The organism is Aliivibrio sp. SR45-2, from assembly GCF_963890165.1.
Taxonomy (GTDB): domain Bacteria; phylum Pseudomonadota; class Gammaproteobacteria; order Enterobacterales; family Vibrionaceae; genus Aliivibrio; species Aliivibrio salmonicida.
Window position 1 is genome coordinate 26,428 of sequence record NZ_CAWPRC010000033.1, and the last position, 11,899, is coordinate 38,326.

Consider the following 11,899-nt stretch of genomic DNA (forward strand, 5'->3'; position numbering starts at 1 on the left):
TATTTGCGTAATATACTAAAAACAAATATAAATGCAAATATTTATCATTAAGATTAACAATTATTACTTAGATATAAAAAAGCCCCATTAATTAATGAGGCTTCAACGTTTTTCTAACCACTCAATTGATCATTTATCTAAATCTAACTGATGTCCATGATCTACTTTTGATTGCAGATAATTCTCATTGCCTTTTTTTATATGAGCATGAGTATGAACCACTTCATCTAGCGTAATACCATAATCTTGAATATCTTTAATTTTCTTTGGATTGTTCGTCACAAGCTTAATTGTGGTGATATTTAACGCTCCTAGCATTTGAGCCGCTTCTTTGAAATCACGTAAATCATCACCAAAGCCTAGATGATTATTTGCCTCGTACGTGTTCATGCCTTTACTTTGAAGCTCATAAGCATCTAACTTATTATACAAACCAATACCACGACCTTCTTGGCGGAGATATAAGATAATGCCGCCACTTATCGCCATTTTATTGATACTTTCTTCTAACTGTTCACCACAATCACATCGTGAAGAGTGAAAAACATCGCCTGTTAAGCATTCTGAATGCATACGAACCAAAGGCGTTTTTTGTGTTTTATCTGCTTGATTAAAAACAATAGCAACGTGCTCTTTTTCTGTTTCTAACCCTTCAAATGAAAGCATTTCCGCAGGGATATTACTGTGTTGCCCTACACTTAACTCGATACGAGCTCTTACCTTTGTCATGCTGATTTACTGCCTTTTTCAATGAGAAGATGACTCTTCTACGATTTAATCAGATAAAAAGATCATAAGCATATCTAGTAAAAATGCAAGAATCAAAAAAAAGACCTAATAAATATTAGGCCTTTATTAATAAATTACTTATTTATACCAATAACATTAATTAAATGCTCAATTATTACGCAGGAAAGTCATTTAAGAGCAAGACAAAAATTATGATAAGTAGTTATTCTACCATCCTAATTTTTAACGCCGCTATTAAGTGAGTTAACCAGTAAGAATGAGCAAATAATTACTAAAATGGGTATTCTTACATTGCCGCTTTAAAAATGCTCACAATTTCGTCATGCGTTGCTTGTTTAGGGTTAGTAAATCCACACGCATCTTTAAGCGCATTTTCCGCCAAGGTATCAAAATCTTCTTCTTTTGCATTTAATGCAGTTAAACCAGAAGGAATACCTACGTCTTTTGATAAGACCTTAATAGCATCAAGAGCCGCTTGTGCGCCCTCTTCGTTCGTCATACCTTCTACATTTACGCCCATTGCTTTTGCCACGTCTTTTAGACGCTCTGAACATACTTTTGCGTTGTAGCTTTGTACATGAGGAAGAAGAATGGCATTACATACGCCATGTGGAAGGTCGTAAAAACCACCCAATTGGTGCGCCATTGCATGAACATAACCTAAAGAAGCGTTGTTGAATGCCATGCCAGCCATGAACTGTGCGTACGCCATTTGCTCACGGGCTTCAAGGTTTTGACCATCGGCTACTGCGGTGCGTAAATGCGCTTGAATTAGTTCCATCGCTTTAATCGCTACGGCATCTGTGATTGGTGTTGCCGCAATAGACACATACGCTTCAATTGCATGCGTTAATGCATCCATACCTGTAGCTGCCGTTAATGAGGCCGGTTTAGCAAGCATTAGCTCTGGATCGTTCACTGACATTAACGGCGTTGTGTGCTTATCCACAATCGCCATTTTAATGTGACGTGCTTCATCAGTAATAATACAGAAACGGGTCATTTCTGATGCCGTGCCTGCGGTTGTATTGATAGCAACTAAAGGCATTTGAGGTTTTGGCGATTGGTCTACGCCTTCATAATCTGCAATTTCACCACCATTCGCCGCAACTAAAGCAATACCTTTAGCGCAATCATGTGGAGAACCGCCACCTAAAGATATAACTAAGTCACACTGATTTTCTTGTAGGATTTTAAGACCTGCGTTTACGTTACCAATGGTTGGATTTGGCTGAGTGCCGTCAAACACCGCAACTTCTACACCGCGCTCAGCTAATAAATCAGAAACTTGCTTTACCATGCCGATAGCGACTAATACATTATCAGTCACGATTAACGCTTTTTTGTAGCCTTGAGATTTGATGCTGTCCATTGCTTCTGTAAGACAACCCGCACCCATTAGATTTATGCTAGGGATAAAAAATGCACTCATAATCAACTCCAATATAATTCATATAAAATTTAACAACTGGTTATGTTGTACCACTTTTTGATTATGTTTATTTTTGATCTGAGACAAGTTCTGTAACGGGTTTATTTTGTTACAGTAAAAATGCGACCTAGAGCACTAGCTCTAATGCGTAAGGTCACATAAAAACACGCTAATTTATTGATAATAAAAACAACAAGTTAAACACTTAATAAATGACCATTCTCTTTAAGCCATTTTTTACACTCTTGAAAATCTGGCATCACTCTTTCAACTTCTTTCCAAAACTGAGGCGAATGATCGTGATGAATGAGATGACACAATTCATGAATCACCACATAATCCACTACGCGATTTGGCGCTTGCATGATTAACCAATTAAATTCTAAATCCCCGTAAGGCGTACAACTCCCCCAACGGCTTTTAAACTCTTTAATACGAATAACCGCAGTTTCAACCCCCACCATCGACGCATAGCGGTGAACTTTTTCACGAATTTTCTTTTCAGCATTCCGTTTATACCAATTCACCAAGGCACGATTAATATACTGTGGTTGATGTTTAGGTTCAGGCACTGTGACAAGAATACGCCCTGCAATCAATTTGGTTTGAGTTAGATCACCTGCCACCACTTTTAAGCGATAATTACGCCCAAGGTAAGGGAAAGCCTCACCTGACACATACTCTCTCGCATTCATCGGTGTCGCATGCTGATTTAACGCGAGCTTTTCGATAATCCACTGGTGTTTATCTGTAATTAACTTTTCTATGCGTTCAAGATCGAGCTTTCTTGGCACAACGACAATGACCTTTCCCTCTTCCACTTTAATGGACGCGGTTTTTCTGCGAGAAGTACGCTCAATGTAAACGCAATAACTTTCTCGTTGAATCAGTTCTGCCTTTTTCTCTTTTGCCATGCTATTTGTTTCCAAACTTGGTTTTCGCCAAGTCCATGAAGCGATCTTGTAGAACCGTTACCAAGGCTTTATCGCCAAATGGTTGATCAAGCACAGCACGCTTGATCTCTTTCTTCATGCGTTTTATTTCATCTTGTTTATTGAAGAAATCGACAATTTCCGTCGCTTCATCAAGCATGATAACTAACGCTTGCGTTACCGCTTTAATCTCATCATGGGTTGATTCGGCAATCACATCGCCATCACTGACGTTGGTGACTTCGGCGATAAGAATATTGTAAAAAGCGAACTCAGTTTCAGACAAACCGACATCTTGCGCCGCCTGTTGATACGCTGAGCCAATATCCCCTCTCATCTCTAACATTAACTCAAGTTGCTGCGCCCATTTACCGGCTGTTTTTTCGATAATGTCGCGCAGACGTAAACTCAACGAACGGTAAAATTCAGGGTCTTCATCCAAATTAATCGTAATATGGTGCTTAATGGCACTTTCTATTTCAGACGCTTTAGATTCGTCCGATTTAATCGCTGTAATGCTTTCTTTAAAATTGGCTGCCAGTAAATCAATCGGTGCGATTTTCGGATCAACCCCCGTGCTAAGAATATGCTCATCCACTAATTGGCGCACTTTGGCACCAATGTCGTTCATGTCTAGCCCTTCGTCTCGATATTTGGTTTTCGAGGCATTGTGGATCTTGCCTAATAACTTCATATCAGGAATAAACGGGGCTGCTTCGGCATCAGGCAAAATAACGTTAAGCTGCTTACCAAACTGTTTGAATGCCATGTCAAATTGCGCTCGCACTGTTTCATCTTTTAATGCTAAAACGTAATCATCAATATCGTCACTCGGTTTACCGTTATTAAGTACCTGCTTAAAGAACGACATCGCACGAGTATGCTTGGCTTTTAGCTTTGGTATTTCATCTTTTAAGCTTTGATACGACCCTTCTACATCATCGCTGCTAAACAACTCTAACGCCTCAGTAAGATGCGTCGCTAACCCATGATAATCCACCACATAACCACACTCTTTACCTTTATAAGTCCGGTTAACGCGGGCAATGGCCTGCATTAAAGTATGATCTTGCAGCTTTCTGTCGATATACATCACTTGAGCAATAGGCGCATCAAAGCCGGTTAACAGCATGTCTTTGACTATTAAGAACGCGGTGTTATTAAACTTTTTATTTTTCTCTTTAGTGCCTTGTTTATCGATACCAAAGGGCTTTTTAAAATTAGCGATGACTTTCTTTTGATGCACTTTATCGGTGTATTGAGTCAGGTACTTTTCATCATTGTGATCGCCCGAGATAATCACCTCTGAGTGAGGCGCACCTAATTCATCTAACGTCTTTTTAAAGATAGTCGCCGCATGACGACTGCCCACCACGATCATTGCTTTAAAGCCATCAGGACGAATATGTTCTTTATAGTGTTTGATTAAATCGATACACACCCAACGAATACGAGCAGGCGCTTCACGAACGGCCTTCTCTACGCCGTATTTTCTTTTGATCTCACGCTGTTCCTCTTCGGTGTATTCGCCAAAATATTCTTCAAACAGTTTATCGAGTGAATCACCTGCCACTTCCGATTTCACTTCACGGCCTTCATAAAGCAGTTTAACCGTTGCGCCATCTTCTACCGCTTGGTTTATTTTGTACTCATCGATGTAACCACCAAACGCTTGGTTCATTTTTTGAGTTTTCAGCAATGGAGTTCCGGTGAAACCAATTTTAGGCGCATTAGGTAATGCAGCATTAATCGTCATTGCCAAACCACCAAATTGGGTTCGGTGCGCTTCATCAGCCAAGACAATGATTTTGTCGCTTGGGTTTAAATCAGCAAACCCTTCTGCTACTGTTTTTTGCTTCTCTTGTTCTTTTTCGAGATCAGCAAATTTTTGTACCATCGCGGTCACAAGATCAGAGCTGTCTTTTTTTAGTAATTCTTTTAATTCTGCCACAGAGCCTGCGTTATACACCGTCTCACCTTGCGCATCGCGGAAGGTATTTGATAACTGCTCATCAAGCTGAGTTCGGTCGGTAATAAACACCAATTTGTACTGTTTTAATTCGGCATCACGACGCATTTTGACTGCAAGCATCACCATGGTCAGCGATTTACCACTGCCTTGTGTATGCCAAACGACACCACTTCTTTCTTTTCGATCCTTGCCTGATTTCAAGCGTTCAATCACTTTATTAACGGCACGATATTGCTGATAACGCGCCACTTTTTTAATCAAGCGACCGTCATCAGTTTCAAATAATATGAAGTTTTGCAGAATATCGAGAAAGTTTGAAATACTGAACATACCCGCTAATAAACGCTGCTGCGCGGTAACTTCGGTTAATACGTCATAACTTGCTGCTGGCTCGGCGGCTTGTTGCCATTCATCATGCTTTGTGGCGTTATCTTCACTCTCGTCTAACGCATCGTCAGGGATTTGAACCGTAATAGCAGAATGAAGTGGAACGATATTATTGCGTAATGATTGCTGCGCTAATTGTGCATCAGAAAATGGATAGGCGTCTTTCCAATCACCATAATGTTGACTGCTTGAGCTGATGGTGCCCACTTTGGCTTGATCTCGGCAGGTCGATACCATGAGTTGGTTATACCAAAACAGTTTTTCAGCCCCTTCGTGATCATCGGTATGACGTAGATTCGCGTAACGGCGTAATTGATTAATGCCATCACTCATCGGCGCGGAAATATACGGTGATTTGCACTCAATCACGGCTAGCGGAATGCCATTAACAAAGCAGACAATATCAGGAATGATGCTTTGGTTTGCGCCTTCTACTTTAAATTGGTTAGTACATAAGAATTCGTTGTTGCTTGGGGTTTCAAAATCAACCAGTTTAACCGTCTGCCCTTTTCGCCCTTTGCCTAGGTCTTGCTCTACTGAGAGGTAATTAACCATGGTTTGATAGAAGGCGTGGTTATATTCCATTAAGGCGGCGAAATTGGGGTGCGTGATTTCACGAGAGACTTTGCGAAGGTTCTCATCACTTATCCACGGATTAATGCGTTTAATCGCAGCTTCAAGGCGTTTGACTAACACTACATCACGCAGGTAAGTACGCTCAGGAATGCCATCGGCGCAAGCATAATCTGGTGACAATTGTTTGCCTTGAATGTAAGTCCACCCTAGTTGAACCAACTGAGCAATGGCAGGGGCTTCTACTTTATTGAATTCGTTGTTTTTCATGTACCTAGCCTTGCTGTGACTGCGTTAATTTACCTAACTCAGTGAGTTGGTATTGTTGTAATCGACTGGTTGGTTTATCTGGGATGGTCATTTCAATAACCCCCTCATTTAAGGCCGGTTTAAGATAAAGTTGATTGAATGACTTCTTATCTTTTAAACCAAGTAATTGCTGTAATTCTTCACGTTTAAAGGCGATGACTTTAGGTGATATTTTCTGCTGATCTTGTGCTGAAACCATCGCTTTTAATAACGCTGCGACTTGGGGGGTGACTTGAGGGGTGACTTGGGGGGTCGCGTATTCTACTGCTTGATTATTATGATGTAATTGCTGCAATGATTTTTCTATCATCGATAGCATAAATTCAATAAATGGTGCGCTGTTTGTGCCATTGGTACTATCAGCAATGGCTTTGTAATAGTCATCTTGATGCGATGAAATTAAGCTTTCGACAGGCAAATAGGTAAACACCTCATGGTATTGTTTTAGAATAAGGGTTTGCCATAAACGGCCCATTCTTCCATTGCCATCGGCGAACGGGTGAATAAACTCAAACTCGTAATGAAACACACAGCTTTTTATTAGTGGATGATCGTCACTGGTAGCTAACCATGCAAACAGGTCATTCATTAATCGAGGGACCAACCCTTCTGGTGGTGCCATGTGGATCACTTGATCATTTTTAAACACGCCAACACCTGTTGAACGGTATTGGCCTGCGCTGTCGATTAACCCTAACATCAGTTGTTTATGTGCAAGTAACAGTGCTTTTTCATTATCAAATTGAAAACTGTCTAATTGCTCATAAACAGTTAATGCGTTACTTGCTTCTTGTACTTCTCGTGCAGGCGCTATGACTCTCTTCCCATCTAAAATCGCGGTAATTTGCTCTTCACTTAGCTGATTACCTTCAATGGCTAGTGAGCCTTGAATGGTTCGCACTCGGTTTACTTTACGTAATAAGAGCGATTGCTCTGTACTTTGAGTAGCAGATAAGCGACCAAGTTGCTCACTGATATTGGCAACCAGTGACACGATTTTATTGTTTAATGTGAAAGGAGGAGAGTATGTCATTAGCTATCTACCTTGACTCGTACTTTACCTGTTAGGAGATCTTGCATAAGGGCATTTTTGAGTTGTTTATGTTTATACAACAACCCCTCTTTTACTCTAATTGATTCAGATAAACTCTTATGTACTTTATTAATCTTATTTTGTTCTGAAATAGGAGGTAAAGGCAACCAAAGTTCTTTCAATGTTTTTGAACTAATAGATTCCATAACCCCTCCTTGCGATTCATTCTTAAATTGTAATTTAATCCAATCAGAATAGTTAAGTTGCCAGCAAATTAATGCAGGTATATATTTTTGTTGATCAAAAGACATTGTCCATACATGTTTTGATGATAATGCTTTACCTACACCTTTAGGTACAACACAAGAACGACCAACCGTACCCATAATGGTAATCATCACATCATCTTCTTGAACCGCATATCTTTGGAGTTGTTCAAATTTCTCATCCGAAACAAATCGCTTGAACTTATTCTCAAAACGCTCAATGTGAACATTATCTATACCCAAATACGGATGCCCACTTGGAACTAACTCATGTTTAAGCAAAGCGCTACCAAAAGGCCCACTTCGCATAGAATTTTTACTACTTTTTAATAAAAACTCTAGTCGAACACAATCCCAACCTTTCGGAATTCTGCCCACTGGCGAGTCTTTAAACTCGGTATGTGGTTTTCCATCTACACCGACACCGCGCGTTAGTAGCTCTTGCATCATGCCTGTTTTTAGGTCTTTGAGCTTATTAATTTGTGCCTGTGTTTTTTCTATCACTTCATCGACTGAGGTGAGGATAGCGGCGATTTTTTGTTGTTCAGGGAGTGGTGGGATAATTACAGGAAACTGTTTTAGAACTGAAACATTCAGATTTTGCTGCGCCCCACCAGCTTGTCCACCCAAAACAAATTTACGTCCATAATCAGAGTTTATTAAAAAAGACAAATAGAAAGAGTTAATTTTTTTTGAATTTGGTCTTGATATTAAAGTTGTAAAGCTATGGCAACCATCATATTTTGCAGGCACAACAGCTGTAACACCTGGGTATCCTGTTCTAATCGAAATCAAGTCACCAGTTCTAAGTTTTTTAGAAGCATTTTCATCAGAAAACTCTTCTTTAATATGAAGCATGTCTGAATCCCTAATGGAATTCGGTAATATATTTTGATTTCTTAAAATAGGTACACCAGAAGCCGAATATGCATGAGTGGTTGACGTTGCAATTCCGACACCAACCCATGAGCAAATGTCCTCTAATGATTTTATTATCCAGTCACTAGGCATTTGATTACTCATAACCTAACTCCTTCAAGTAACCTTGCATTACTTGTTCGGCTTCGGTCACTTGTGCATCTAACTCATGCAGTGATACTTGGTATTTGTCCCACCAGTGTTCTAATTGGCTGATGATCTTCGCATCAACATCGCCCACTTGTTCTTCAATAACCGGACGGATCTGCTCTTTGCTTTCAATACTTGGTTTGAATGCATAATAGTCGTTGTCTTTTTTATCACTTTTTATATCAAAGACGACCGACACATCAAAGCCGTTTAACATCTCTTCTTGAATGTAAGCATCATTCACTTCACGCAGTGGAATGCCACCGTGAAGGATCGCGCGCACATCAAAGATCTCCGCCGGAGGTGACGTATCAGCATAACGGCGAATATTGAGGTTAAAATCGTTTTCAGCAATTTCAGAGAATGGCACCACTCGCGCATAACGCTTAATATCACACTTGCTTTCAAACGAATGGTTTTCAAAGGTGGCTACGATTTTAGCGATGTCTTCTGGGCGCAGTTTGTTTTGGTTTTTGCCCTCTGCAAATTCCAATTCACCATTAATGAACAACACCTTGCCTTTACGTGCGCTTGGTTTGTTCTTATTGATGATAAGCAAACACGCAGGAATGCCCGTACCGTAGAATAATCCTGATGGTAAACCCACCACGGCTTCTAATAAATCGTCTTCTAAAATCCCTTGGCGGATCGCTTTTTCACTTGAGCCACGGAATAACACCCCATGAGGCATTACCACGCCAACCATGCCTTCGCTGTTGGTGCTGGCGATCATGTGTTGTACAAAGGCTAAATCACCTGCGTCTTTTGGTGGTGTGCCGTAAGGGAAACGTCCAAAACCGTCGTTATCGCACTCATCTTTACCCCACTTTTTCAGCGAGAATGGAGGGTTGGCAATAACGCGGTCAAAGCTCATTAGCTCGCCGCCTTCGGTGTGCTGTGGGTCTCGCAGTGTATCGCCTTTACGAATATCGGTATTTTGTACGCCATGTAAGAACATGTTCATCTTACAAATTGCCCATGTATTCAAATTCATCTCTTGACCATACAGTGACAAGTTAGCGGCATTTTCACCTTGCTTTTCTAATTGGTTACGCGTTTGAACAAGCATGCCGCCCGACCCTGATGTTGGATCGTAAATACGCATTCCTGCATGGGGCTTTAATAGCTCAACCAATAGCTGAACCACTTCACTTGGGGTATAAAACTCGCCGCCTTTTTTGCCTGCGCTATCGGCAAACATTTTAATCAGGTATTCGTAAGCCGTACCCAGTAAATCAGGACGATCAAAGTCTTCATTACGTAAACGGTATTTATTAAAATGAGACAATAAATCTTGCAGTTTTTTATCTGACAATTTGTTTTTGATGTTGAAATCAATCGTCACTAACACGCCTTCTAGCGCCGAGTTGAACTCTTCAATTGATTCTGTCGCTTTGTTTAGCGTTTCACCGATGTTGTGCTTTAAGTCTTTAAGCACTGACCAACGAGCGTTTTCAGGAATAAAAAAGGTGCTGTCGTATTCGTCTTCATCATTCGCTAACTCTTGTGCTTGTGCCTGCGTTTTGCCTTTGTCTAGGTAGTATTGAATGACTTTTTCTTGAGATTCTTCAAACGCATCCGATAGACGTTTTAAAAACATCATGCCGAAGATGTAATCTTTAAATTCAGACGCATCCATATTGCCACGAAGAATGTCGGCGGTTTCCCACAAGAAGGATTCGAGCTGTTGAAGAGAAAGCTTGTTAGTCATGCAATTGTGCCTATTAAATTAGGGGCAAACTCGTACAAAGTGGCACGAGTTTATTCAAACGAATTGATATGTGCGAATTTTACGGGGTTATAGGGTTGGGGGCAATCGAAAGCGGCGCAGTATTGATTTAAAATGGAAAGGAATATGGGGTTATTATCGTGATATAAATTATTAAGTAAGTTGCATCACGCACCCTGCTTAATTTGAAAATTAATTCTTTTTCATACCACCTAAAAACGCGGAACAAATATCACATTTCATTTCCCGTTACATCTTCAATGAGAGCGCTAAATAGCTTAAAATAGAAGCATAAAATCATAAGGAAGAATTATGAAAAACAAATGGTTAGGATTGGCTTGCTTACTACCATTACTAAGCGGCTGTAATGATGCGCACTCCTCTATTAGTGCATCAAGTGACACGGTATCAAAACAACAGATTGATACCATTATTACCTACATCAACAAGCAGTACCCTGATGCATCCAATGAATTAAAACAAAATACATTAAACACCGCGGTTCGTGCTATTGAGAATTTAGTGTTCGTAAAAGGCGGCAGTTTTGAGATGGGTGATTTTAAAGCACCTTGTGACATTCCAAGCAGAACAACAAATCGAATAGACTGGTCACCTGATGCTCAATGTCTAAGTTCCCCACTAAGTACACGTAAAGGAGCTGATTACCTTCACAAAATCACTCTTGATTCTTATTCTATGTCTACTTATGAAACCAGTTTTATGGATATGGAATGGATGCGCCAAATTAATGGGTTGCCTGTCGCTGCTGATAAAATGGATGGTTATCATGTTGTTGAAGGCGAAGTCATCCAAAGAGGATCTGAAGATTATGAATATCAATTAACACGCAGAAAAGATCAATCAACAGAAACAATAAATTGGCAACAAGCTAAAGATTATTGTCAATGGTTAGGTAACCTCACTGCGCTACCTTTTGACTTACCAACCGAAGCGCAGTGGGAATATGCCGCTCGTAACCGAGGCGAAAATCGTTATTACGCGACTAATAATGGTTATTTGCAATACCGCAATGGGCAACATTTCAACCCAAATACTGACTATTATATTCGTTATACTGAAGATGAGGTCAATGCAGGAGCAGGACTAGAAGACAGTCTAGGCCAATGGCCCGCTAATCCGTTAGGAATATACGGTATGAGTAATAACATCAGAGAGTGGGTCAATGATTGGTATTCACCAACCTATTACCAAGAATCTCCAGAGTTGAACCCACAAGGGCCAAATACAGGCGAAGAAAAAGTCATGCGTGATGGAATGGGAGCAATGACTATTGATAGAGTCCCAAATAAAATTGAGGAAGATAGATATTATGCCAGTTATAGTTTTCGCTGCTCTCTTCAACAACAAACGCCTGCTATCGCCCTCAATTAACCTTTGAGTATTTGTCGCCTCTAATCTTTAGGGGCGTATCTTTATTAAGTAGACGC

8 protein-coding genes are annotated in these 11,899 nt (G+C 40.3%); 1 reads left to right on the forward strand and 7 read right to left on the reverse strand.

The window, feature by feature from the left end; translation table 11 throughout:
* Positions 1 to 129: 129 nt before the first annotated feature.
* The 7 genes from AACV33_RS01640 to AACV33_RS01670 all read right to left on the reverse strand — a co-directional run bounded on the left by AACV33_RS01640 (position 130) and on the right by AACV33_RS01670 (position 10,433).
* Entirely contained in the window at positions 130 to 729 is a 600-nt protein-coding gene (locus AACV33_RS01640; RefSeq protein WP_017020478.1) for a GTP cyclohydrolase II, read from the reverse strand.
* Positions 730 to 1,036: 307 nt separating this feature from the next.
* Positions 1,037 to 2,185, reverse strand: coding sequence for an L-threonine dehydrogenase (yiaY, locus tag AACV33_RS01645; RefSeq protein ID WP_182699774.1), 1,149 nt, complete (start codon positions 2,183 to 2,185; stop codon positions 1,037 to 1,039).
* A gap of 194 nt (positions 2,186 to 2,379) precedes the next feature.
* Positions 2,380 to 3,096, reverse strand: coding sequence for a M48 family metallopeptidase (locus AACV33_RS01650; protein ID WP_182699752.1), 717 nt, complete (start codon positions 3,094 to 3,096; stop codon positions 2,380 to 2,382).
* A 1-nt stretch (position 3,097) separates the two neighbouring features.
* Entirely contained in the window at positions 3,098 to 6,316 is a 3,219-nt protein-coding gene (locus tag AACV33_RS01655) for a type I restriction endonuclease subunit R (protein WP_182699753.1), read from the reverse strand.
* 4 nt (positions 6,317 to 6,320) lie between these two features.
* On the reverse strand, positions 6,321 to 7,388 hold the full coding sequence (locus AACV33_RS01660; RefSeq protein WP_182699754.1) for a Fic family protein: 1,068 nt from the start codon (positions 7,386 to 7,388) through the stop codon (positions 6,321 to 6,323).
* Positions 7,388 to 8,677 (reverse strand): restriction endonuclease subunit S, encoded by a 1,290-nt coding sequence (locus AACV33_RS01665; RefSeq protein WP_182699755.1) that lies wholly within the window; start codon positions 8,675 to 8,677, stop codon positions 7,388 to 7,390. Before AACV33_RS01665 ends, AACV33_RS01660 begins: the two co-directional genes overlap by 1 nt.
* Positions 8,670 to 10,433: a type I restriction-modification system subunit M gene (locus AACV33_RS01670; protein WP_182699756.1), complete on the reverse strand. Its 1,764-nt coding sequence runs from the start codon at positions 10,431 to 10,433 to the stop codon at positions 8,670 to 8,672. Before AACV33_RS01670 ends, AACV33_RS01665 begins: the two co-directional genes overlap by 8 nt.
* A gap of 330 nt (positions 10,434 to 10,763) precedes the next feature.
* Between AACV33_RS01670 and AACV33_RS01675 the strand changes: the two genes are divergently transcribed.
* On the forward strand, positions 10,764 to 11,843 hold the full coding sequence (locus AACV33_RS01675; RefSeq protein WP_182699757.1) for a formylglycine-generating enzyme family protein: 1,080 nt from the start codon (positions 10,764 to 10,766) through the stop codon (positions 11,841 to 11,843).
* Positions 11,844 to 11,899: the final 56 nt, after the last annotated feature.